Raw genomic sequence first — 23,572 nt, 5'->3', positions numbered from 1 at the left:
CCCGGGCCCGGTCGCACCCGACGCCCTGGCCGCGCTCCTGCCGGGCGCCGACGCCCTGAAGAACCTCACCACCGACGAGAACATCGAGGCGGGCCAGACGTGGGACAACATGGGCCGCGCGAACGCCGAAGGGGCCATCGACCGGCCGGAATGCTGGGGCAGTGTCGCGCCCGGCACGCCGGACGCGTATAGCGGCGCCGGCGTCGCCGGATACCGCGCGGCGGAGTTCCGGGACTCGCGCAGCTTTCTCAAGTCCACTCAGGTCATCGAGGCCGTGGTGGCCTTCCACGACCCGGCGGCGGCCCAGGCGCAGCTGGGGACGTTGCTGTCGGGATGGCGCCGATGCGGCGGCCTGACCGTGACGCTGACACCCCCGAACGGGGAGGCGCTCCCGTTTTCGGTGGGCACGCCCGCCGACGCCTCCAACGGCATCACCACGCTGGACCTCGCTCCCAAGGGCCTGCAGATCCGCTCGGCCCGCGCGATCGCGGCCAAGGCCAACGTCATCGTCGACCTGATGGTGTCCTGCAGCGGCACCACGGACCCCGGCCAACCGCGGCTGGCCGGGGTGGGCATCGCCAACTACGTGCTGGGCAAGATCCCTGGCTAGGGTGGGCGCATGAAGTATCTCGACGTCGACGGAGTGGGCCGGGTCAGCCGAATCGGCTTGGGCACCTGGCAGTTCGGGTCACGTGAGTGGGGCTACGGCGAGGGATACGCCTCGGGCGCGGCGCGTGACATCGTGCGCCGGGCCCGCGCCCTGGGGGTGACGCTGTTCGACACCGCCGAGGTGTATGGGCTGGGCAAGAGCGAGCGGATCCTGGGCGAGGCGCTCGGCGACGAGCGCGCGGACGTCGCGGTGGCCAGCAAGATCATGCCGGTCGCGCCGTTCCCCGCCGTGATCAAGCAGCGCGAGCGCGCCAGCGCCAGGCGCCTGGGGCTGGACCGCATCCCGCTCTACCAGATCCACCAGTCCAACCCGTTGGTCCCCGACACGGTGATCATGCCGGGCATGCGAGACCTGCTCGAGAGCGGCAAGATCGGCGCGGTCGGCGTCTCGAACTACTCGCTCGAGCGGTGGCGCAAGGCCGACGCGGCGCTCGGGCGACCGGTCGTGAGCAACCAGGTCCACTTCTCGCTGGCCCACGCCGGCGCGCTGGAGGATCTGGTGCCCTTCGCCGAGCGGGAGAATCGCATCGTGATCGCCTACAGCCCGCTCGAACAGGGCCTGCTGGGCGACAAGTACGGCCTGGACAACCGTCCCGGGGGCATTCGGGCGCTGAACTCGCTGTTCGGCACCGAGAATCTGCGCCGCGTCGAGCCGCTGCTGCAGACGCTGCGCGACGTCGCGACCACGGTCGGCGCCAAGCCCGCTCAGGTGGCACTGGCCTGGCTGATCAGTTTTCCGGGCGTCGTCGCCATCCCCGGCGCGTCCAGCGTCGAGCAGCTCGAGTTCAACGTCGCCGCCGCCGACATCGAGCTGCCACCGGACGCGCGCGAGGCGCTCACCGGGGCGGCCCGCGCCTTCCGGCCGACCTCGGCCGGGCGTTTCCTGACCGACCTCGTCCGCGAGAAGTTGGGCCGCGCTTAAGACTGCCGCTAGGACTGTGCGGAATCCGCGAACGCCGCGGGGCTGGCGGGCGCGCCCCTGGCCACCACCACCGGCATCGAGGTCGCGGCATTCGTCCGCAGGATCGTGTGCACCACGTCGACGAGGTCCTCGACCGGCATCAGCTTGCCGGGCATGCAGCCGCGGGAGGCCCACAGCGGCACGGCCTTCATGGCCAGGTCCATGTCCCAGCCGATGTTCATTCCCGTGGCCGCGTCCCCCTCGCCGCCCGGGCACTCCCCGACGATGAAGGTGGTGAAGCCGATGTCGGGGTGTTCGGCCCGCCACGCGTCGACCATCCGCTCGAGGGCCGCCTTGCTGACGCCGTACGCGCCCAGGCCCGGCCATGGCGGCCCGAACGTGCCCGCGTCGGAGGACAGGTAGACCGCTTTGCCCGCGGAGACCGTCAGGTGCGGCACCGCCGCGGCCGTCACCAGCGCCGCACCGATGACGTTGGTGTCGAAGATGCGCCGCCATGTCGCGGCGTCCGTGTCGACCATGCGGACCAGCGGCCCGACGGCGGGGGTGTAGACGATGTTGTCGATGCCGCCCAGGGCGTCGACGGCGGCGGCGATCGCCGACCGGCACGACGCCTCGTCGGTGACGTCGCATTCGATGGCGATCGCGCCGGAGCCGGCCTCCCTGGCCGCCGCCTCGATGCGCTCGCGGCGCCGGGCCAACAGCGCGACCTGGTCGCCGCGCTGGGCGAGACCGACGCCGATGCAGCGACCCAGTCCGCTCGAGGCGCCGACCACCACTGTCCTTGACATATTTGCCCTCTCTTGTAACGAGCTGCCGTCGGCAAAAACCTACCGGATATCACGCGTCGCAGGGCGGGGGCTCGGCAATTTAGTTGCGAACCACGGTGTTCCGGTCACCCAGCTTGGCCCGATACATGGCCGCGTCCGCCCGGGCGGTGATTGCGTCGACGGACTCGCCGGGCATGGCAAGCGTGGCGCCGATGCTCAGCGTCGCCGATAACCACTTCCCGGATACCGCAATGGGTTCGGCGGCACGGCAGCGAATCTTCTCGGCGATCTGGACGAGCTCGTCCATGCTGTGGATGTCGGGCAGCAGGACGAGCATCTCGTCGCCGCCCATCCGGCCCACCGTGTCACCCGCGCGCACACTTTCGCGGATCCGCGCGGCGAGGGTCGCCAGCACACAGTCGCCCACCCCGTGGCCCCACGTGTCGTTGACCTCCTTGAAGCGGTCGACGTCGCAGAACAGGACCCCCACGTACGTCCCGAGCGGTCGCGGCTTCTGCATCGCGGCCTCGAATCGGCTGATGGCCTCGGCCCGGTTCACCAGCCCGGTAAGGGTGTCGAACCTCGCCATCCGTTCCAGCCGCCGCTCCGCCTCCACCTGCTCGTCGATGACGCGCACCGCGGCGATCAGGCCGTCGGTGTTGCCCTCGGCGTCGACGTACGGTTTTCCGTGGCCCTCGACCCAGTGGTAGTTGCCGTCGGCGGAACGCACCCGGAACCGTTGCAGCATCGATTCGCCGGCCGCGACCCTCCCCAGCGCGGTCATGACCGCCTCGAGGTCACGCGGATGGATGTACTGGTCGAAATCCGAGCCGGTCCAGTCTTGCGGGGCGCGGCCCAACGCGGCCTCCACGGACGGCGAGACCCACGCAAGCTCGCCGTCGCGCAGGTGCACGATGACGTCGACCGCGTTGTCGGCGAGGATGCGGTAGCGCGCCTCGGCCTCGGCGCGCTCGGTACTGGCCAGCTCCTTCTCGATCAGCAGTTTCTGCTCGTTCTGGATGAACACGAAAGTGATCACCCCGACGACGAGGGTTCCCAGCAGGATCGAGAAGGTCCACTCGGCGTGCGGTCCGACCCCGAGCGCCAGGAAGATCGGCCGCGAAACCGCGACGACGACCGGAAGCGCGGCGAGCAGGCCGGCCAGCCGAAGCAGCGACTTCCGGTCGGGGCGGGCGAGCAGCCAGGCGACCGGGAACCGGTCGGGGCGCGCCAGCGCCGTCGCCGCGGCGACCAGCAGCAGCGCCGACGCCGTCATCAGTGCCTGGCCGGTCGAAGACGAGGTGCCCACCAGCGCCAGCGCGTCGAAGAGGTAGGCACCGACCGTGACGAATGGGATGGCACCGCCGGCGGCGGTGCACGCGGGCCGGACCACGCGCGTCCCGCGATCCACTCGGATCAGGCCGGTGGCCGCCGCCAGGAACAGCGCCGACACGCCTGTCTGCGGGCTCGGCCGCCCCGGCCAGCTCCATCGTGATGCACGGACCGCGTCACCGAACCACACCTGGTCGAATCCGGTCGACGGCCTGCCGGTGGCGTACTCCGCGAGCACGATCACGGCGAGGACGCCCACGACCAGTGCCAGTCCTCGCCCGCCCCACGCGCGCCCGAGCGAGGGGCGCCCCGACTGGAGCAGAATCGCCGCACCCAGCCCCACCAGCCAAACGCCCGTCCAGGGCATCATCTCCGGCCAGGTCGGGTGGATGCGGGTCAGTCGGTCAATACCCGTCGCCCAGCCCACCCACGTCATCGTCGCGATGGCGAACACCACCGCTAGGGCGATCCGCCTGCACCAGGCCACGTCGTTGAGGCACGCCTCGGGGCTCCGCCCGTCCATCGGCTGCCCCTTCCTTCCCCCACGGCGCGCACCCGACAGTGTGCGCGGATCGACGGCCGATGCCCGAGGGCACAAGGTAATCAATCCATGGGCGGAAGGTCCCCGGCCACCCGGGCGGGATCAGCCCCCCTCGGGGGCCTGCAGCACCACGGCCGTGTGCGCGTCCACGGTGAGCGTGCCACCGCCGGGCACCTCCTCCGCGGGCGTCTCCTCGTCGGGGCCGGTGAAGACCACGAGCTGCCACGATGCACCGAATTCCTTTGCCGGCAACGTGAATTCGATCGGCTCGTAGTGGGCGTTGAAACAGAGCAGGAACGAGTCGTCGAGCACCCGCTGGCCCCGCGCGTCGCGGTCCGGGATGCCGTGTCCGTTGAGGAACACCGCGACGGACTTCGCGAATCCCGCGCCCCAGTCCTCCTCGGTCATCTCGGTTCCCTCGGGGGTGAACCAGGCGATGTCGGGCAGCCCGTCCTGGCCGCGGCGGCCCAGCGGCTTGCCGGAGAAGAACCGGCGCCTGCGGAACACCGGATGGTTGGCGCGCAGCGCCGACACGAGGCGGGTGAACTCCAGCAGGCCGTTGTCGGTCTTGGACCAGTCGATCCAGGTGAGTTCGTTGTCCTGGCAGTACCCGTTGTTGTTGCCGTGCTGGGTGCGGCCAAGCTCGTCGCCGTGGCAGATCATCGGCACGCCCTGCGACAGCAGCAGCGTGGTGAGGAAGTTGCGCTGTTGGCGCGCGCGCAGCGCGTTGACGTCCGGGTCGTCGGTCGGACCCTCCGCGCCGCAGTTCCAGGACCGGTTGTGGCTCTCGCCGTCGTTGTTGTCCTCGCCGTTGGCCTCGTTGTGTTTCTCGTTGTAGGACACCAGGTCTCGCAGCGTGAACCCGTCATGGGCGATGACGAAGTTGATCGACGCGACCGGACGCCGCGCGGTGTGCTCGTAGAGGTCGGCCGATCCGGACAGCCGGTAGGCGAACTCGTCGAGGGTCGAGGGCTCGCCGCGCCAGAAGTCCCGGACGGCGTCGCGGTACTTGCCGTTCCATTCCGTCCACTGCGGCGGGAAGTTGCCCACCTGGTAGCCACCCGGCCCGACGTCCCACGGCTCGGCGATCAGCTTGACCTGGCTGACGGTCGGATCCTGTTGCACCAGTTCGAAGAACGTGGCCAGCCGGTCGACGTCGTAGAACTCGCGGGCCAGCGTCGAGGCGAGGTCGAAGCGGAAGCCGTCGACGTGCATCTCGGTCACCCAGTAGCGCAGCGAGTCCATGATCAGCTGCAGGGCGTGCGGGTGCCCGACGTTGAGGCTGTTGCCGGTACCGGTGTAGTCCATGTAGTACCGCTTGTCGTCGTCGACGAGCCGGTAGTACGCGGCGTTGTCGATGCCGCGCATCGACAGCGTCGGGCCCATGTGGTTGCCCTCGGCCGTGTGGTTGTAGACGACGTCGAGGATGACCTCGATGCCGGCCTCGTGCAGGGCGCGCACCATGGCCTTGAATTCCTGCACCTGCCCGCCGGGCGAGGCGGAGCTGGAGTACTTGAAGTCGGGTGCGAAGAATCCGATCGTGTTGTAGCCCCAGTAATTTGACAGGCCCTTGTCGACCAGGGTGGAGTCGTTGGCGAAGTGGTGCACCGGCATCAGCTCGATGGCCGTGACGCCGAGGTTCTTGAGGTGCTCGATGATCACCGGGTGCGCGACGCCCGCGTAGGTGCCGCGCAGCTGCTCGGGGATGTCGGGGTGCGTCTGCGTCAGGCCCTTGACGTGCGCCTCGTAGATGACCGTGTCGGCGTATTGGTGGTCCGGTGGCCGGTCGTTGCCCCAGTCGAAGTAGGGGTTGATCACCACCGACTTCGGCATGAAGGCGGCGGAGTCGTCGTCGTTGCGGCTGTCCGGGTCGCCGAAGTTGTAGCTGAACAGGGCCTGGTCCCACTCGAACGACCCGTCGATGGCCTTCGAATACGGGTCCACCAGCAGCTTGTTCGGGTTGCACCGCAAGCCGTTCTGCGGGTCGTACGGGCCGTGCACGCGGTAGCCGTAGCGTTGTCCGGGTTCGATGTTGGGGATGTAGGCGTGCCAGATGTAGCCGTCGACCTCGGGCAGCGGGACCCGGCTCTCGGTGCCCTCGGCGTCGAACAGGCACAGCTCCACCCGCTCGGCCACTTCGCTGAAGACGGCGAAGTTGGTGCCCGCCCCGTCGTAGGTGGAGCCCAGGGGGTAGGCGCGGCCCGGCCACACCTCTCCGGTGGGTGTGGGGACGGAGGCTTCTGCGGATGTCATGGCGCTTTCAATACCCTACCGGGGCCTCCCCCAAACGGTGAATCGGAGAGGCCTTGCCGCACAGCGGTTTTCAGGGCCTTAACATGACCTTAACCGCACCGTCCTGCTTCTTCTGGAAGATCTCGTAGGCGTGCGGCGCCTGGTCGAGGGGCAGCATGTGCGACGCGAAGGTGTCGACCCCGAGCGGGTCGTCATCGGTGAGCAGCGGCATGATGTCGTCCACCCACCTCTTCACGTTCGCCTGTCCCATCCGAAGGGTCACCTGCTTGTCGAAGAGGGTGAGCAACGGCAGCGGGTCGGCCATCCCGCCGTACACGCCGATCAGAGATATCGTGCCGCCGCGGCGCACGATGTCGATGGCGGAGTACAGGGCGCTGAGCCGGTCCACGCCGGCGGTCTGCATGAGCCGCTTGCCGATGAAGTCCGGCAACATGCCGGTGGCCTGCTGGGCCAGTTTGGCCGCCGGGGAACCGTGCGCTTCCATGCCCACCGCATCGATGACCGAGTCGGAGCCGCGCCCGTCGGTCAGGTCCCGGATCGCCTCCCCCAGTGGCGAGTCCAGCCGCCCCAGGTCGATGGTGTGGATGCCGCGCTGCGCGGCACGTCCGAGGCGTTCGGCCACCAGGTCCACGGCGATCACCCGATAACCGAGGTGATCGGCGATGCGGGCGGCCATGTCGCCGATCGGGCCCAAGCCGAGCACGGTAACCGTGCCGCCGTCCGGGATGTCGGCGTAGGCCACCGCCTGCCAGGCGGTGGGCAGCACGTCAGACAGGTAGACGAACCGCGAATCCGGCGGTCCCACAGGAACTTTGATGTGAGTGAACTGGGCCTGCGGGACGCGCAACAGCTCGGCCTGGCCGCCGGGGACCTCGCCGTAGAGCTCCGAGTAGCCGAACAGCGCGGCCCCCATGCCCTGGTCGCGCACCTGGGTGGTCTCGCACTGGGTGTAGAGCCGCTTGTCGCACATGTAGCAACTGCCGCAAGAGATTTGGAAGGGGATGACGACCCGGTCCCCGACCCGCAGGTCGCCGGTTTCGCCCCCGACCTCACGCACGACTCCCATGGGTTCGTGCCCGAGGATGTCCCCTGGCTTCATGAAGGCCCCGAGGATCTCATACAGGTGCAGGTCGGAACCGCAGATATTGGTCGACGTGACTTCGATGATGGCGTCGGTGGGTTGCTCGATCTTCGGATCGGGCACCGACTCCACCCGAACGTCGCGCTTGCCGTGCCACGTGACAGCCTTCATGCGCTAAGCACATACCCGTCTCGCGGCCCCCGAAACGCCGCCTCAGCGGCGCCGGCGTTTGAGTGGATGCTCGCTCTCGATCAACGATTTCGCGATGTCGATGAGCCTGGTGTTGGATCGCTGCGAAAGCCGGGTGAGCAGTTCGAACGCTTCGACGGCGTCGAGGTTGAAGCGCTCCATGACGATTCCCTTGGCCTGTCCGATCATGTCCCGCGAGGCCAGGGCGCTGCGGAATTGGTCCTGGCGGCGCATGATTGACCACGCCAGTGCGATGTGCGTGGCGTAGACGGTGCCGAGCTCCACCGCGTCGTCGTGGAAAGCGTGCGGGGAGTCGGCATAGAAGTTGAGCGCGGCCATGCTGCCGCGGTCGACGAACAACTCGAACGACAAAATGGACCGGATCGGAGTCTGCTCGAGCGCATACCGCCGATACCGCGGCCACCGCTCGTCGGCGGTGAGGTCCTCGACGTGCATCACGTGGTGGCGCCAGGCCGCCTCAACGCACGGCCCCTCCCCGTATCGGTTCTGGATGGCGTCCAGCACCATCGGGTACCGATGGGTGGCGGCCACGTTGGTGACGGCCCTGCTCCGCTCCGCCATGGTGATGCCCGCGTACTGCGAACCCGCGACGTGCATTACGCCGTTGCCGATCAGTTCGCTGAGGCCCGCCGCGGTATCTGTGTCCTGCCGGCCGAGGTCGGACACCATTTCCGCGAGCTGCGCGACGACCGCCGTACTGCCCTCTCGCATAGCATCCCCCTGTCGAATCCGGGCATACTCCTTCCCGAGAGCCACGCCTCGTTTATCCAAGTCTTCTTGTGATCATCAATGTGTCAACCCACCAAGCGAAAGTCGATAAGCCAAATAGCGAAGCTCGAGCCTCGGGCGTCCAGACGATAGGCCCATGTCGCAGCCGGCAAGAACACTGCGCACCGCCACTGCATGCGCGTAATGCGCTGCCACCAAACATTTTTGACGATAATCGCGCGGACCGGCCACGCGCAACCGCGAAGGGCGGCCCGGATTTAGGCGGGGCGTCCGTCCTACACTCGGATTAATGACCTCGATAGTGATCGTTGGCAGCGGCTTCACCGGATTCACCTGCGCGCACCGCCTGGCCCGCATCCTGCGGCGACGGCGGGTGCGGGCCGACATCACAATCGTCTCCCCGGTGGATTACATGCTGTACACCCCGCTGCTGCCCGACGTTGCCGGTGGGGTCGTCGATGCCCGGTTCGTGGCGATCCCCCTGGCCAACAGCCTCAAAGGCGTGCACGTGGTGCGCGGCCGCGTCGATGGTGTGGACTTCGCCCAGCGAACGCTGAGCTGGTGCGATCCCGAAGAGCGCAGCCACACCATGGCCTGGGACCGGTTGGTGCTCACGCCGGGTTCGGTGACACGGCTTTTCGACGTGCCGGGCCTCGCGACGTGCGCGCGCGGCTTGAAGACCACAGCCGAGGCCCTATACCTGCGAGACCATTTCGTGGAGCAGCTCGAGCTGGCCAACATCGAGGACGACCCGCAGGTGGCCCAGGCCCGCCGCACCGTCGTCGTGGTCGGGGCCTCCTACTCGGGCACCGAACTGGTGGCTCAACTGCGGGCGCTGGCCGACGCGGCAGCCAAGCAGATGCGCTTCGACCCCGCCGTCGTCCGTTTCGTACTCCTCGATCTGGCCGAGCAGGTGATGCCCGAAGTCGGCAAGAAGCTGGGCGACGCCGCGCAGAAGGTGCTCCGCCGGCGCGGGATCGACGTCCGGCTCGGCCTCACCCTCAAGGAGGCTCACGGCGATCACGTCGTGCTCAGTGACGATTCCCGCATCGACACGCGCACGGTCGCCTGGGTGACCGGCGTCACCGGCGCGCCGCTGATCCAGAATCTGGGGCTGCCGACCGAGCGGGGCCGGCTCAAAGTGCAGGCGGATCTGCAAGTGCCGGATCACCCCGACGTCTTCGCGGCCGGCGACGCGGCCGCGGTCCCCGACCTGACCCAGCCGGGAAAGATCACGCCGCCCACCGCCCAGCATGCCACCCGCCAGGGCAAGGTGCTGGCCCGCAACGTGGCGGCCAGCCTCGGTTACGGCACGCCCAAGCAGTACAAGCACCGTAACCTGGGCCTGGTGGTCGACCTGGGACCGTGGCAGGCGGTGGCCAACCCGATGAACATCCACCTTTCGGGCCTGCCGGCCAAGATCGTCACCCGGTCGTATCACCTGTACGCGATCCCGCGGGGCGTCAACCGGTGGGCGGTGTCGCTGGCCTACCTGACCGACGCGCTGTTCGCCCGGTCGGTGGTGTCGATCGGGTTGTCCTCCGAGGAGGACGCGCAGTTCGCGGCCAGCGAGGGCATCCCGATGCCGAAGACCGGCTGAACGCCGCTCAGCCCTCCGCCGACTGCTGCGCCATCGAGTAGGCCAGCTGAAGGAAGTCGGCGCCGGTCAACACGGTGAAGACGCCGGCGATCAGGCGGGTGAATTTGGGGGCGAAGACCAAGCCGATGGCGAAGCCGGTCGCCACCCACATGTCCAAGCAGAACGGGCACGTCAGCAGTTCACCCAGGCTGTGCCGTAACGGGCTTTCCTCCCGGACCTCTTCCATGACCTCGGCCGGTCCGCCGCTGCCCGCGAAGCGGGTGAACGGCGCGCGCAACGGGCTCGTCACCGCGTCTTTGGTCAAAGTGCGGGAGAGCTTGTGGGTGCCAAGGGTGACCGTGATCAGGTCCTGAATCCGCCACCGCGTGGGCAACGTCCGCCCGGTGAGGAGCGCGGCCGTGGTCGCGACGGCCACCACGGCGGTGTAAATGACCAGCACCGCGACGTAGCCGGCCAACGGCCGGGGCTCGTCGCCGCGGTATTCGTCCGCTTCGCGCCGCGCGCCGTCGACCACCTGGGTCTTGGCTTCCGCCACCTCTCCCATTGCATCTCCTTCAGCTCAAGGGCACAGCAGGCTGTGTACCCGAAGTCGGTGAGCGCAATCGGAGGACCGCGGTGCCTCAGCCGGCCCCTTCGCCGGGTTCGCCGGCCCCCTGCGTGACCCTCGTGCTTCTGGCGGCCTTCCGCAGGGTCCGGTTGGTCGACCGTAGGTCGGTGTTGGCCGCCGAGAGCGTCGCGTTGTGATCCTCGAGGTCGAGGATCCGGGCGACGCCGGCCAGGTTGACACCGGCGCCGACCAGCTCGCTGATGCGCTTGAGCCGGGCCAGGTCGTCGGCGCTGTAGCGGCGGGTGCCGCCGTTGCTTCGCGCCGGCGCGACCAGCCCATACCGCTCGTACAGGCGCAGCGACTGCACCGGGATGCCGGACAGCTCGGCGGCCACCGAGATGCCATACACGCCGTGATCGGGCGCCGGGACGCCGAAATCGCCGCGTTGGTCGGTCATCACGCGTCTCCTCGAAGCTAGCTGGCCTAGGAAATCTATCTACCATACTTGCGTGATTATGTCGACAGTGCTATACCAAATCTATGTCATTAGACATAGGTAATAACCAGACCACAGCCTAGATTGGAGTGAGAGGTGACCACCATGCTGATGCGTTCCGACCCCTTCCGTGACCTCGACCGCTTTACCCACCAGGTGTTCGGTACGGCCGCCCGGCCGGCAGTGATGCCGATGGACGCCTGGCGCCAGGGCGAGGAGTTCGTCGTCGAGTTCGACCTGCCCGGCATCAACGCCGAGTCGCTCGACATCGACATCGAGCGCAACGTCGTGACCGTGCGCGCCGAGCGGCCCGCCCTCGACCCGAACCGCGAGATGCTGGCCACCGAACGCCCGCGCGGGGTGTTCAGCCGGCAACTGGTGCTCGGCGAGAACCTCGACACCGACAAGATCGAGGCGTCCTACAGCGAAGGTGTTCTGCGGCTGCGGATTCCGGTGGCCGAGCGGGCCAAGCCGCGCAAGATCGCCGTCGGTCGCGGCGACGGACAGACGGCCATCAAGGAAAACGCCTCGCAGCGCGAGGTCATCAACGCCTGATCCCCGGCGGGCAGGCGGCGGCCCGGGTCCCTGCAGAAACACCCGGCCCGCCGCCACCGCCGGTCCCAGGCAGGACCAGGTTTGAGATGAAGTGGGAACTGGACGGCCAACGGGCTGACGTCGAACAGGCGTTGGCAGGCGGCGCCGCACAACCCGCCGGCTGGTTCCGCTTCTACTTCACCGACCAGCGCTGGGAGTGGTCGGAAGAGGTGCAGCGGATGCACGGGTACGAGCCCGGGAGCATGACGCCGACCACCGATCTGGTGCTCTCGCACAAGCATCCGGAAGACCGTGGGCAGGTCGCGGCCACCATCGATCAGATCGTCAACACCCGGCAGGCGTTCAGCACCCGCCATCGAATCATCGACACCGGCGGGAATGTGCGCCACGTCGTCGTTGTGGGTGACCGGTTCTTCGACGACGACGGCGACGTCGTCGGCACGCACGGGTTTTACATCGACGTCTCCCCGGCCACCGGGCAGGGGACGGAGGAGATCGTCAGCGCCAGGGTGGCCGAGATCAACGAGAACCGGGCCGGCATCGAACAGGCCAAGGGCATGCTGATGCTGGTCTACGGCCTCAGTGACAGCGCGGCATTCGAATTGCTCAAATGGCTTTCCCAGGCAGCGAACGTCAAGTTGCGGCCGCTCGCCGAGCAGATCGCCGAAGACTTCCGCGCCGCCGGGTCGCGCCTCGATGCCCGATCGGCGTTCGACCACCTACTGCTGACGGCGTATGAACGCGTCACCGAGTCCGGCGCGTCATGACGCCTTGCGGTTCCGGGTACGCGCGGCCGCAAGCAATTGCGCCATCCCCTTCTCGATGCCGGCGGCGAGCGCGTCGATGTCGGGCGCCGAGTCGTAGTCGGCGGTGATGCCGAAGACGAAACTGTCGGCGTAGCTGAGCATTCCGATGCCGGTGCGCACCTGAAGGGCGATCGGAGGAACCGGCAGGAGTTCCAGCACCCGGCGGCCCATCAGCCGCTGGCGGCTTCGTGGGCCGGGAACGTTGCTCGCCAAGGCGACGACCGCGCGTTGAGGGAATCGCGAGAGCAATCGAATCGTCCACGCCGACAGCGCAAACGGGGTGCGCTTGGCGGCCACCACCATCGCGCTGCCACCCTCGCTTTGACCGCTCGCTTTGGCGTGGGAGAGCCGGTCGTGCACGAGTTTCAGCTGCCGCACCGGGTCCGCCTCGTCGACGGGCAGCAACGGCAGCATCGCCGAGACCCGGTTACCGGCGACATTGAAGTGGTCCACCGCGCGGACGGAGACGGGGACGAGCGTGCGCAGCGAGTCTCGGCCCGGCTGTTCCCCGCGTGCCAGCAAGACGGCGCGGTAACTATTGGTAATCGCTGCCAGCGCAACGTCGTTGAGCGTGACCCCGAATGCCCGGGCGACCTTGTTCATGTCCCGCAGCCGGGCGCGGGCCACGCTGTACCGCCGCATCGCGGTTACCGGCCCGTGCAGCGAAGATTGGGGGGCGGGACGCAACAGCGTGGTGGCCAGCTCGGCCGCCCCGATCGCCGCGTGTTCGGCCGCGGTCACCGCGCCGAACGCGCTTCGCCCGATTCCGCTGACCCAGCTCAACGGATTGAGGTTGATCTTGGACAGATCCACCCCGCGCCGAACGACCTTCCTGGCGGCGCCGACGTCGACGGCAAAGGTGCCACCGTCGCCGTCGTCGTCGCCGAACTTGGCGAACAGCTGCGTCATCGCGATGCCGTCGGCGATGCAGTGATGAATCTTGGTGAGCACCGCCCACCGATTTCCGCTGAGCCCCTCGATGATCCACGACTCCCATAGCGGTCGCTCACGATCGAGTCGGCGTTCCATCAGCGACGCGATCATCTCGAACAGTTCAGGGTCGCCGCCCGGGTGCGGCAGCGCGACGCGGTGCACGTGACGCGCGAGGTCGAAGTGCGGGTCATCGGCCCACTCCGGTGGTCGCAGGTCGAGCGGATGGGTCCGCAGGACCTGCCTGCACCGCGGTACCGTTGCGACCCGCTCGGCGAATTGGGCGACGAACTCGCCGTAGGTCGGCACCGGCCCCTCCACGATCGACACGCCGCCCACCGCCAGGCTGACATGTGGATCCGAGTCCTCGACCTCCAAAAAGCCGGCATCGAGCGCGGTCAATTGCTCCATGGTGCTACCTTCCGCGCCCCAATGCCCTGCTAGCAGGGCCGTAAGTCCTCAACTACTGAGGCCAAACGGCGGCTGCGGCGGCGCACCCCCGGCCATATCGTGAGGGGGGTGACGGGAGAGCAATTGAGCAGCAACGCAGATGCTTTCGCCGCCGAGTCCCGCAGCAACCCGGCCGCACTGCACGGGTGATCATGCGAAAAGCGAACCGCGGTATCTACGAAGCGTATTGATGCAACCCTTCCGAAGGAAGAACACCATGAGCGATTTCACCTACATCCGCTTCTTCGAAGAAATCGGCATCGAGGACGTCCCACTGGTCGGCGGGAAGAACGCCTCCCTGGGCGAGATGTTCCAGAAGCTGACCGGGCAGGGTGTGCGCGTTCCGCACGGGTTCGCGATCACCGCCGAGGCCTACCGGCACGTGCTGGACAGCGCCGGCGCCTGGGACACGCTGCACGCCACGCTTGACGATCTCGACCCCGACGACGTCACCGCGCTGGCGCGCAAGGGCAAGCAGGCCCGCGAAATCGTTTATGGCGCAGGGCTTCCCCCGGAGCTCGCCGCCGAGATCACGGCCGCCTACCGGCAGCTTCAGGAGGAATACGGCGAAGACGTCAGCCTGGCCGTGCGCAGCTCGGCGACCGCCGAAGACCTGCCGACCGCCAGCTTCGCCGGCCAACAGGAGACCTTCCTCAACATCAAGGGCACCGAGAGCCTGCTGGACGCCTGCCGCCGGTGTTTCGCCAGCCTGTTCACCGACCGGGCCATCCACTACCGGGTCGACCAGGACTTCGACCACTTCAAGGTGTCGCTGTCGATCGGCGTCATGAAGATGGTGCGCTCCGACCTCGCCTCGTCCGGGGTGATGTTCACCCTGGACACCGAATCCGGCTTCCACGACGTCGTATTCATCACCGGCGCCTACGGGCTCGGCGAGAACGTGGTCCAGGGCGCGGTCGACCCCGACGAGTTCTACGTGCACAAGCCGACCTATCAGGCCGGCCACCGCGCGGTGCTGCGCCGGCTGATCGGGGACAAGGCGGTCAAGATGATCTACGTCGAGGGGGAGACGAAGAACACCGTCCGCAACATCCCCACCCCGAAGGCCGACCGGGCCCGGTTCTGCGTTACCGACGAGGACGTCCTCGAGCTGGCCGGCTACGCCTGCGCCATCGAGGGCCACTACGGGCGACCGATGGACATCGAATGGGCCAAGGATGGTCTCGACGGGCGGCTCTACATCGTCCAGGCGCGACCCGAAACCGCGGCGTCCCAGCGCAGCCTGACGGTCGTCGAAAGCTACGTGCTGGAGAGCAAGGGCACCGAGGGCAAGGAGGTGCTCGCCGAGGGCCGCTCGGTCGGCGAGAAGGTCGCCACGGGCATCGCCAGGAGGATGGACAACCTCGCGAAGCTGTCGGAGTTCCAGGCCGGCGACGTGCTGGTGGCCGACGTCACCACGCCCGACTGGGAACCCATCATGAAGATCGCCGCGGCCATCGTCACCAACCGGGGCGGGCGCACCTGCCACGCGGCGATCATCGCCCGCGAGCTCGGTATCCCCGCGGTTGTCGGCGCGGGTGACGCCACCACGAGCGTGCCCGACGGCGAGGTCGTCACGGTGTCGTGCGTGGAGGGCGACACGGGGCGGGTTTACCGCGGCGAGTTGGGGTTTCGCGTCGATCGCACCGAGGTTTCCGATCAGGAGCGCCCGCACACCGAGATCATGGTCAACCTCGGCAACCCGGATCTGGCGTTCAAGACGTCGTTCTTGCCGAACGACGGCGTGGGGCTGGCCCGGATGGAGTTCATCATCAACGAGTACATCCGGGTGCACCCGCTGGCCCTGCTCCACCCCGACCGGGTGGACGATCCCGAGGCCCGGCGGACCATCGAAACGCTGACGTACACCTATTCCGACGGCGCCGAATTCTTCGTGGAGCGCCTGTCGGAAGGGATCGGCACCATCGCCGCCGCCTTCTGGCCCAAGCCCGTCGTCGTGCGGATGTCGGACTTCAAGACCAACGAATACGCCAGCCTGGTCGGCGGCAGCGGCTTCGAGGCGGCCGAGAGCAACCCGATGATCGGCTTCCGCGGCGCCTCGCGCTATGCGCACCCCGCCTACGCCGAGGGATTCGCGCTGGAGTGCCGGGCGATGAAGCGAGTGCGCGAACAGATGGGGCTGACCAACGTCGTGCTGATGTTGCCGTTCGTGCGCCGGGTGGCCGAGGCGGACCTGGTGCTGGCGGAGATGGCCAAACATGGTCTGCGCCGCGGGGAGAACGGGCTCAAGGTGTACGCGATGTGCGAGATCCCCAACAACGTGATCCTCATCGACGAGTTCGCCAAGCGCTTCGACGGGTTCTCCATCGGATCCAACGACCTCACCCAGCTGACCCTCGGCGTCGACCGGGACAGCGAGATCGTGGCCTTCGACTACGACGAACGCGACGAGGGCGTCAAGGAGATGATCCGTCTGGCCGTGGAGGGCTGCCGGCGCAACGGGATTCACTCCGGGTTGTGCGGTCAGGCGCCGTCGGACTACCCCGACATGGCCGAGTTCCTGGTTCGCTGCGGCATCGACTCGATCAGCCTGAACCCCGACGTGGTGGTCAAGACCACCCGGCAGATCCTGGACCTCGAGCGCGCGGTGCAACTGCAATGAGGCGTTTCCGCCGAGATTGCCAGGAGGGCTGTGATTGAGCGGCATCCACGGCCCCGAGCGCAATCTCGCTGAAGGTCCGCCCCTCAGGGTCGCGGTGGCTGGCGATACAGGGCGCCGACGTCGTCCTGGATCAGCGCGGCGAGCGCCGGCTCACCGAGGGGGCTGCACCGCCCTTCTGGCTGGTTTCCATCACCAGCCGGTGCCGAGCCATCGATGCCACCCACTTGACATGTCGGTCACGCACGCATCTCGAGGACTTCGGTCACCGGACGCCGGGCGGTGGGTGTCGCGTGCGGGTCCTTGGCCGGTGACCGGCCGACCCGGATCAGCAGCTGCGGCTGGCCCGAGCCGCCGGTGATCTGCCTGATGATTTCGCGGCTCAGCGACATCTCCGTCATGTGGGTCAGCGTGCAGGTGGCCATGCCGGCCAAAGTGCATTCCAGCAGGACCGCCGACAGCGCCTCACCGCAGCGCAGCACTTCGACCGGCGCATCGTCGTCATGGGTGGACAGGACCACGATCTTGGAGTGGTCCGCCTCGATCGCGGCGCGGCGGCGGCCCCCGCCCGCCGGCGGGAACGCGCGGGCGATGTCGACGCGCGCGGCCTCGGAACTGGACACCAGGGCGCTTTCGGGAACATGGTCGGCGTTGGATTCGAAGGGCGATGTCCACCAACGCAATTCGGTCAGGTAGGACGTATCGCTTCGGCGCAACTGCTCGGTCAGCCGCGACGCCTCCGCCAGCCTCGGCCGCTCGTCGTCGTCGACCACGTCCAGCGACACGTCGAAGGGGGTCACCGCGCGGCTCAGGGTCGAATGCAACGTGGGCCACGCGGTCGGTGCGCCCAGGGGCAGCCGGTCGGTGCGGCGCCGAAGGATCGCGTCGGCCCGCAGCCGGCACTGCGCCGTCACGTTCTCCACGGGCAAAAAGCCCACGCTCGCGAGGTGATCCGGTCTGCCCTCGGTGGGAAAACGCTCGGTAACGCTTTCCCAGCCCGCGGCGGCCATCGCGACCCGCAGGTGGTCGAGGACGGCGCCGCAGCTCAGGATCAGCTCCCGGCCGGTGTGGTCGGTGGCGTGCATCGCGTGGCGCGGGTCGGCCCACAGGTGCAGCCTGGTGCCATCGGCTACCCACCGCCAGGGTTGGCTGTTGTGTAGCGAAGGCGCGCGGCACGCGAGCGTCACGGCGTCCCAGATGACCTGCTCGGTCGGCACTTTCGCGTCCATCGCCACCATTTTCGTCGAATTCGGTGAGGCAAACTGTATCCCCGCGCGGCGGGGGCGGGCAGGGCCGTTGGTCCCCGACGGCCGGGACGTTGGAACCTCCGCTGTTACGTTGCGCCCCGCCAGAGGTCGTGCGCCTCGCGAGCGACGAGGTCGGGGCGCCGTGAGGTGTCGATCCGGTGCGCGCCGTCCCAGTCGGCGTGCCCGGCGGCCAGCGCGGCGGCGATCTCCGGGGTCACCTCCGAATTGCCCGCGGGCCTGGTCTTGATCCGGTCGGCCGCCACGTCGGCCGTCGCCGAGCACACGAATTCGACGAGCGCCGAGTGCGTCTCGGCGGCCAGCCGGTGAGCCTTCTCACGCGTCCGCGGATCGCGCCAGGTGCCGTCGAGGATCACCGAGTGCCCCTCCCCCAGCAACTGCCGCGCGCGGCGCAGGGCGGTCTCGTAGACCATCGCGACCTGGTCGGGGCTGTAGAGCCCGGCGTTCAGCACGCCGGGCTCACCGGCGATGGTGCCCGAGTCGCGAAGCTCCCGGCGCACGTCGTCGGTGGAAATGACCTGCGCCCCAAATGATTCGGCCAGGCCGCGGGCCACGGTGGACTTCCCGGTTCCCGGGTTGCCGCCGACGAGCGCAAGCCGAACGGTGCCGCTCTGCAGGTGCCGGGTGGCGATGCCCAGGTGGCGGGCGGCGTCGTCGGACGCGCCCGGGCTGCCCTGCGAAACCCGGACGCAGTCCACCTTCGCCCGCACCGCGGCCCGGTAGGCGATGTAGAAGTCGGACAGCGACGGCGGCGCCGCCCAACCCGCGTGCTCGGTGTAGCGCTGCAGGAAGTAGTCGCCGAAGTCCTTGCGGCCCAGGAACTCGAGGTCCATCGCGAGAAAGGCGGCGTCGTCGATGCAGTCGACATGGCGCAGCCGGTCGTCGAACTCCAGGCAGTCCAGCAGCGCGGGGCTGCCGCCAACCCAGAAGATGTCGTCGGCGAGCAGGTCGCCGTGCCCGTCGACGATGCGCCCGTCGCGGATGCGCCGCGCGAACAGCCCCGCGCGCCCGGCAACGAACTGGGTCACCAGGCGCTGCAACTGGGCGACATCGTCGGCCGAGACCCCCGGAATCGATTCGGCCGCATACCGTTCCAATTCGGACAGGTTCTCCCGCCAGCGCCATTCGATCGCGGCGGGCTCGCCCTGGGCGTTGATCCGCTCGCCGCGCTCGGCGCGTTCGTGGAAGCGGGCCAACACCGCCGCGACCGCGTCCAACACTCGGTGCACGGACTCTGCGGTGTCGTGGGTCACCAGGTGCGCGAGGCGGTCCTCGTCGCGATAGCGCCGCATGACCACGACCGGCTCGGACGGGCCGCCGAGCGGGTCGGTGAGGTGGGCGACGCCGAGATAGCTGTCGGGCGAGAGCCGGCTGTTGAGCTCGACCTCCCGGCGGCAGGCGTGCTCGCGCTGCTGCGGCAAGCGGAAGTCGAGAAAGTCGGTCAGCACCGGCTTCTTGGCTTTGTATGCGCGGTCACCGGCGAGAATGACGACACCGGTGTGGGTTTCGTGCACATCGAAATACGGCACGGCGGCGGCGCGACCCTAGGAAGGCCGCGCGACGATCACCGGCATCCGGACCGAGTGGACCACGGCGTTGCTGACCGAACCGAGCAGCACGCCGGACAGGCCGCCGCGACCGTGGCTGCCCACGACGACGAGTTGGGCGGATTCCGACTGTTCGATGAGCTGGCGGGCCGGCCGGTCGGAAACCACAACCCGGTGCACGGTGACGTCGGGATAGCGTTCCTGCCAGCCGGCAAGTTGTTCGGCAAGGCTCCGCTCGGCTTCCCCTCGCACCGCCGACCAATCCACCCCGGGCAGTTCGAAGACGTCGACGTCACTCCAGGCGTGCAGCGCCGTCAGCTCGACACCACGACGCGACGCCTCGTCGAACGCCACGGCCACCGCGACGTCCGATGCGGGTGAGCCGTCGATGCCCACGAGCACCGGGGCTTGCTGAGGGTGTGGCATGAGCGGGTCTTCGTCGCGGATGACCGCGACCGGGCAGCGCGCGCTGCGCACCACGCTGCTGCTCACCGAGCCCAACAGCAGCCTGCCCATCGCCCCGCGTCCGTTGCTGCCGACGACGACCATCTCGGCCTCTTTGGACATCTCGACCAACGTGGGCACCGGGGGTGCGCACCTCAGCTCGCTTCGCACGTCGAGCTTGCGGTCGGTTGTGACGGCCTCCTCGGCGATCTTGACCGCCTGCTCGAGAACCTCGCGGCCTTGCTCTTCCTGCCACACCGCCACGCCGGTCGACAGCGGCAGCGCCGGATACATCGGCACAATCGCGTTCACCATGTGGACCACGGTCAGCGGGACGTGTCGCATAGCCGCGTCGCGGGCCGCCCAACAGACGGCGGCGTTCGAGGCCGGCGATCCGTCGATCCCGACGACGATGCCATGGCGGTTTGCGAGTACGGACATGATGTTCTCCCTCTCCTCGCCCAAAACGCTATGGCGGGAACGGCCGTCGATCATGAGGCTTTAGTCACCAACCGCATGGCCATGAGGCCCCCGTGCTTCCATTTGCCTTGACCGGCGCCGGTGCTGTGGCATCGTCACAAAGGTGACCGAATGGCCTGTTACGGTCGATAGGCGCTACCACGACGCGGTGATTCTCGGGCTCGACTGTGTGGTCGTGGAGCCGGAACCGGGGGTGGTAGAAGCCCGCGGATCGACCGCCGGATTTCTGCAGCGGGTGCGCGACGTCGGCGTCGCCACCGCCGTCTATTCGTCGACCCGGGACTGCGCAACCGTGCTGCGCGCCGCGGGGGTCGAGGAACTCGTCTGCGCCGCCGGCGCCGCCGAGCGTGCCGATGCGGCCCTGACCATGGCCGTCACGCGCCTGGGCGTGCGGCCGGGCCGTTGCGTCCTCATCGACTGCGCCGAAGCGGGAATCGCGGCCGGCCACGATGCCGGTTTCGGACTCGTCATCGGTCTGGAGCGCAACGGAGGAACCGGCGAGTTGCTGTCCCGCGGGGCGGACACCGTCGTCGGCGATCTTGCCGAGATCTCGGTGCGGTCGGGCGGCAAACCCTTGTCGACCATCGCCGACGCGATGGCGGTCTACAGCCAGCTGAAGGAACTGGTGGCCAGCCGGCGCCCGGCGGTGTTCCTCGACTTCGACGGCACGCTGTCCGAGATCGTCGCCGAGCCGGAGGCCGCGACCCTGGTCGAGGGCGCCGCCGAAGCGCTGCGCGCCCTGGCGACCCAGTGCCCCGTCGCGGTGATAAGCGGGCGCGATCTGGGCGATCTTCGCGAACGCGTGAACGTGGACGGAATCTGGTACGCCGGCAGTCACGGCTTCGAACTCGTTGCACCGGACGGCACCCACCATGACAACGCGGCGGCCATCGGTGCCACCAGCGCCCTGGCGCGCGCGGCCCACCGGTTGGCCGAGCTGCTCGGCGACATCCCCGGAATCCGCGTGGAGCACAAGCGCTTTGCGGTTGCGGTTCACTACCGCAACGTCGACCCGAAAGAGGTCGACCGCGTAATCGCGACGACACGCAAGCTCGGCCGATCCCAGGGCCTGCGGATCACCGCGGGGCGCAAAGTCATCGAGCTTCGGCCCAGCCTCGATTGGGGCAAGGGCAGGACGCTCAACTGGATCCTCGAACACATCGAGGGAACGGGCAGCGGCACTGTGCTACCGATCTATGTGGGCGAAGACCTTACCGACGAGGATGCCTTCGACGCCGTCCAATTCGACGGCATCGGAATTGCGTTGCGGTACAACGAGGACGGGGATCGCCCGTGCGCCGCGCTGTTCAGCCTCGCGAATGCGTCCGCGGTGTGTGATTTCGTCCGGCGCCTGGCAAACGATCTACGCGCGGCGGCCGAGCCCAGCGATCCGTGGGAGCTGGTCTACGAGGGATATGACCCCGCCTACGAGCGGCTGCGCGAAACGCTGTGCACCGTCGGTAACGGCTACGTCGCCACCCGTGGCTGCGCACCCGAGGCGACAGCAGCCGAGGCGCATTACCCGGGGACGTATGTGGCCGGCGTCTACAACACGCTGGTCGATCGCATCGCCGGCCGGACGATCGAGAACGAGAGCCTGGTCAACCTCCCCAACTGGCTCTCGCTGACCTTCCGGATCAACGGCGGGCCGTGGTTTCACATCGACGACACCGAATTGTTGTCCTACAGGCAGACGTTCAACCTGAGGCATGCGACGCTGACCCGCGCCCTGCGATTCCGGGACGGCGCGGGCCAGATCACGACAATGACCCAAGCACGGTTCGCGTCCATGGACCAGCCGCACCTGCTCGCCATGCAAACCACCGTCAATGCTGAGAACTGGTCGGGCACAATCGAGTTCCGGTCGCTGCTGGACGGCAATGTGTGCAATAGCATGGTCGAGCGCTACCGTTCGCTGTCGAGCACGCACCTCGCGTCAACGGTGGTCGACGAGTCCGCAGCCGACTCGGCGATCTTGCGCGCCGAGACCTCGCAATCACACATCGGCATCGCGGTGGCCGCACGCAGCAGCGCGTGGTGCGACGACGCTCGGGCCATTGCGCAGTACAAGATCGTGCGGGAAGCCGGCCGCGGCGGGCACGACATCCAGGTCGCGCTCGCGGTGGGGCAATCGGTCACGCTGGAAAAGGTCGCGACCATCTTCACCAGCCGGGACAGCGCCATCTCGGAACCGGCGAGCACCGCCCAGCTGCACCTCGATGCGGCCGGCCGCTACGCCGAGCTGCATCGTCAGCATGCCCGGGCGTGGGCCCTGCTGTGGGAGCAATGCGCCATCGGCCTGGCCGACGGCGTCGACAGCGCCGACGCGCTACGCATCCTGCGGCTGCACCTGGTGCATGTGCTGCAGACGATCTCACCGCACACCGCCGACCTCGACGCCGGCGTACCTGCGAGGGGCCTGCACGGCGAGGCCTACCGCGGGCACGTTTTCTGGGACGCGTTGTTCGTGTCCCCGGTCCTCGGCATAAGGATGCCGAACGTGACCCGGTCGCTGCTGCTCTACCGGTATCGGCGGCTCCCCGAGGCCCGCCGGGCGGCGCGGGTGGCGGGTTACCTCGGCGCGATGTATCCCTGGCAGTCGGGTAGCGACGGCCGCGAGGTCAGCCAGGAAATGCACCTCAATCCGCAATCCGGACACTGGAATCCGGATCCGAGCGGGCGTGCGCATCATGTCGGTCTCGCCATCGCCTACAACCTCTGGCAGCACTATCAGGTGTCTGGTGACCGCCAGTTGCTCGTCGACTACGGCGCCGAGATGCTCGTGGAAATCGCACGGTTCTGGGCGGGTCTGGCGAAACTGGACGAGACCAGCGGACGTTACACGATCCGCGGCGTCATCGGCCCCGACGAATTCCATTCGGGTTATCCGGGCAAGGAATACGACGGCATCGACAACAACGCATACACCAATGTGATGGCCGTCTGGGTGATCATGCGGGCGATGGACGCGCTCGATCTGCTACCGCTGCGGGACCGGCTCGACCTGGTGGCGAAGGTGGATCTCACGGCCGACGAGCTCGATAGATGGGACCGCGTGACGCGCCGGATGTTCGTGCCCTTCCACGACGGCGTGATCAGTCAGTTCGAAGGTTATGCCGAACTGGCGGAACTGGATTGGGACGAGTACCGGCAACGGTACGGGAACATCCAGCGGCTCGACCGCATCCTGGAGGCCGAGAACGACAGCGTGAACAACTACAAGGCGTCCAAGCAGGCCGATGTGCTGATGCTGTTCTACCTGCTGTCGTCGGACGAGTTGCTGGGTCTGCTGGGCCGGCTCGGTTACCGCTTCGCGCCCGAGCAGATT

General features: G+C 68.1%; 18 protein-coding genes. 7 read left to right on the top strand and 11 right to left on the bottom strand.

From position 1 onward, the window contains the following. Together A5711_RS11790 and A5711_RS11785 are read left to right on the top strand one after the other, a co-directional pair. Positions 1-610: sensor domain-containing protein (locus tag A5711_RS11790; RefSeq protein WP_197520787.1), on the top strand; the 610-nt coding region annotated here is incomplete at its 5' end. Positions 611-619: 9 nt separating this feature from the next. After that, on the top strand, positions 620-1,591 hold the full coding sequence (locus tag A5711_RS11785; protein ID WP_067946606.1) for an aldo/keto reductase: 972 nt from the start codon (positions 620-622) through the stop codon (positions 1,589-1,591). 8 nt (positions 1,592-1,599) lie between these two features. Here A5711_RS11785 and A5711_RS11780 read toward each other — a convergent pair whose 3' ends face one another. The 5 genes from A5711_RS11780 to A5711_RS11760 form a co-directional block, all read right to left on the bottom strand. Continuing rightward, a complete protein-coding gene (locus tag A5711_RS11780; RefSeq protein ID WP_082975717.1) occupies positions 1,600-2,367 on the bottom strand; it encodes an SDR family oxidoreductase in 768 nt (255 codons plus the stop codon). Positions 2,368-2,458: 91 nt separating this feature from the next. After that, on the bottom strand, positions 2,459-4,213 hold the full coding sequence (locus tag A5711_RS11775; protein WP_067946602.1) for a sensor domain-containing diguanylate cyclase: 1,755 nt from the start codon (positions 4,211-4,213) through the stop codon (positions 2,459-2,461). Positions 4,214-4,333: 120 nt separating this feature from the next. After that, entirely contained in the window at positions 4,334-6,484 is a 2,151-nt protein-coding gene (glgX, locus tag A5711_RS11770; protein WP_067946600.1) for a glycogen debranching protein GlgX, read from the bottom strand. A gap of 70 nt (positions 6,485-6,554) precedes the next feature. Continuing rightward, positions 6,555-7,736, bottom strand: a complete 1,182-nt coding sequence (locus A5711_RS11765) for a zinc-dependent alcohol dehydrogenase (protein ID WP_067946598.1) — start codon at positions 7,734-7,736, stop codon at positions 6,555-6,557. A 42-nt stretch (positions 7,737-7,778) separates the two neighbouring features. Next, entirely contained in the window at positions 7,779-8,486 is a 708-nt protein-coding gene (locus A5711_RS11760) for a GAF and ANTAR domain-containing protein (RefSeq protein ID WP_067946596.1), read from the bottom strand. 307 nt (positions 8,487-8,793) lie between these two features. On the opposite strand from A5711_RS11760, the gene A5711_RS11755 reads away from it, so the two are divergent. Then, a complete protein-coding gene (locus A5711_RS11755; RefSeq protein ID WP_067946594.1) occupies positions 8,794-10,104 on the top strand; it encodes an NAD(P)/FAD-dependent oxidoreductase in 1,311 nt (436 codons plus the stop codon). 7 nt (positions 10,105-10,111) lie between these two features. Here the strand turns inward: A5711_RS11755 and A5711_RS11750 are convergent, their stop codons facing one another. Beyond that, on the bottom strand, positions 10,112-10,648 hold the full coding sequence (locus A5711_RS11750; RefSeq protein WP_067946592.1) for a DUF1360 domain-containing protein: 537 nt from the start codon (positions 10,646-10,648) through the stop codon (positions 10,112-10,114). A gap of 76 nt (positions 10,649-10,724) precedes the next feature. After that, on the bottom strand, positions 10,725-11,108 hold the full coding sequence (locus A5711_RS11745; protein ID WP_067946590.1) for a helix-turn-helix transcriptional regulator: 384 nt from the start codon (positions 11,106-11,108) through the stop codon (positions 10,725-10,727). 144 nt (positions 11,109-11,252) lie between these two features. On the opposite strand from A5711_RS11745, the gene A5711_RS11740 reads away from it, so the two are divergent. Both A5711_RS11740 and A5711_RS11735 read left to right on the top strand, forming a co-directional pair. Further along, positions 11,253-11,702, top strand: coding sequence for an Hsp20/alpha crystallin family protein (locus A5711_RS11740; protein ID WP_067946614.1), 450 nt, complete (start codon positions 11,253-11,255; stop codon positions 11,700-11,702). An 86-nt stretch (positions 11,703-11,788) separates the two neighbouring features. Further along, entirely contained in the window at positions 11,789-12,469 is a 681-nt protein-coding gene (locus A5711_RS11735) for a PAS and ANTAR domain-containing protein (RefSeq protein WP_067946589.1), read from the top strand. On the opposite strand, the gene A5711_RS11730 is transcribed toward A5711_RS11735, so the two are convergent. Next, on the bottom strand, positions 12,464-13,849 hold the full coding sequence (locus A5711_RS11730; RefSeq protein ID WP_067946587.1) for a wax ester/triacylglycerol synthase family O-acyltransferase: 1,386 nt from the start codon (positions 13,847-13,849) through the stop codon (positions 12,464-12,466). The two genes, A5711_RS11735 and A5711_RS11730, sit on opposite strands and share 6 nt — an antisense overlap. Before the next feature lie 256 nt (positions 13,850-14,105). Here A5711_RS11730 and ppsA point away from each other — a divergent pair, with 256 nt between their 5' ends. Beyond that, positions 14,106-16,511, top strand: coding sequence for a phosphoenolpyruvate synthase (gene ppsA / locus A5711_RS11725; RefSeq protein WP_067946585.1), 2,406 nt, complete (start codon positions 14,106-14,108; stop codon positions 16,509-16,511). Positions 16,512-16,747: 236 nt separating this feature from the next. Here ppsA and A5711_RS11720 read toward each other — a convergent pair whose 3' ends face one another. The 3 genes from A5711_RS11720 to A5711_RS11710 all read right to left on the bottom strand — a co-directional run bounded on the left by A5711_RS11720 (position 16,748) and on the right by A5711_RS11710 (position 20,205). Continuing rightward, complete coding sequence (locus A5711_RS11720) at positions 16,748-17,746, bottom strand: NAD(P)H nitroreductase (RefSeq protein WP_067946582.1); 999 nt, start codon at positions 17,744-17,746, stop codon at positions 16,748-16,750. A 95-nt stretch (positions 17,747-17,841) separates the two neighbouring features. Then, positions 17,842-19,302, bottom strand: a complete 1,461-nt coding sequence (locus A5711_RS11715; protein WP_156744883.1) for a bifunctional aminoglycoside phosphotransferase/ATP-binding protein — start codon at positions 19,300-19,302, stop codon at positions 17,842-17,844. Positions 19,303-19,317: 15 nt separating this feature from the next. After that, positions 19,318-20,205: a universal stress protein gene (locus tag A5711_RS11710; protein WP_067946610.1), complete on the bottom strand. Its 888-nt coding sequence runs from the start codon at positions 20,203-20,205 to the stop codon at positions 19,318-19,320. 142 nt (positions 20,206-20,347) lie between these two features. On the opposite strand from A5711_RS11710, the gene otsB reads away from it, so the two are divergent. Then, a partial coding sequence (otsB, locus tag A5711_RS11705) for a trehalose-phosphatase (protein WP_067946608.1) occupies positions 20,348-23,572 on the top strand: 3,225 nt, incomplete at its 3' end.

Source organism: Mycobacterium sp. E2238 (assembly GCF_001672665.1).
Taxonomy (GTDB): domain Bacteria; phylum Actinomycetota; class Actinomycetes; order Mycobacteriales; family Mycobacteriaceae; genus Mycobacterium.
This window is presented reverse-complemented; position numbering and strand designations above follow the sequence as displayed.

What these genes read in the sequence shown, in the direction of transcription:
- A5711_RS11785 (WP_067946606.1), top strand. Translation starts at nt 620, where the DNA reads ATGAAGTATCTCGACGTCGACGGAGTGGGCCGGGTCAGCCGAATCGGC.
- A5711_RS11775 (WP_067946602.1), bottom strand. Translation starts at nt 4,213, where the DNA reads ATGGACGGGCGGAGCCCCGAGGCGTGCCTCAACGACGTGGCCTGGTGC.
- glgX (WP_067946600.1), bottom strand. Translation starts at nt 6,484, where the DNA reads ATGACATCCGCAGAAGCCTCCGTCCCCACACCCACCGGAGAGGTGTGG.
- A5711_RS11765 (WP_067946598.1), bottom strand. Translation starts at nt 7,736, where the DNA reads ATGAAGGCTGTCACGTGGCACGGCAAGCGCGACGTTCGGGTGGAGTCG.
- A5711_RS11760 (WP_067946596.1), bottom strand. Translation starts at nt 8,486, where the DNA reads ATGCGAGAGGGCAGTACGGCGGTCGTCGCGCAGCTCGCGGAAATGGTG.
- A5711_RS11755 (WP_067946594.1), top strand. Translation starts at nt 8,794, where the DNA reads ATGACCTCGATAGTGATCGTTGGCAGCGGCTTCACCGGATTCACCTGC.
- A5711_RS11750 (WP_067946592.1), bottom strand. Translation starts at nt 10,648, where the DNA reads ATGGGAGAGGTGGCGGAAGCCAAGACCCAGGTGGTCGACGGCGCGCGG.
- A5711_RS11745 (WP_067946590.1), bottom strand. Translation starts at nt 11,108, where the DNA reads ATGACCGACCAACGCGGCGATTTCGGCGTCCCGGCGCCCGATCACGGC.
- A5711_RS11740 (WP_067946614.1), top strand. Translation starts at nt 11,253, where the DNA reads ATGCTGATGCGTTCCGACCCCTTCCGTGACCTCGACCGCTTTACCCAC.
- A5711_RS11735 (WP_067946589.1), top strand. Translation starts at nt 11,789, where the DNA reads ATGAAGTGGGAACTGGACGGCCAACGGGCTGACGTCGAACAGGCGTTG.
- A5711_RS11730 (WP_067946587.1), bottom strand. Translation starts at nt 13,849, where the DNA reads ATGGAGCAATTGACCGCGCTCGATGCCGGCTTTTTGGAGGTCGAGGAC.
- ppsA (WP_067946585.1), top strand. Translation starts at nt 14,106, where the DNA reads ATGAGCGATTTCACCTACATCCGCTTCTTCGAAGAAATCGGCATCGAG.
- A5711_RS11720 (WP_067946582.1), bottom strand. Translation starts at nt 17,746, where the DNA reads ATGGTGGCGATGGACGCGAAAGTGCCGACCGAGCAGGTCATCTGGGAC.
- A5711_RS11710 (WP_067946610.1), bottom strand. Translation starts at nt 20,205, where the DNA reads ATGTCCGTACTCGCAAACCGCCATGGCATCGTCGTCGGGATCGACGGA.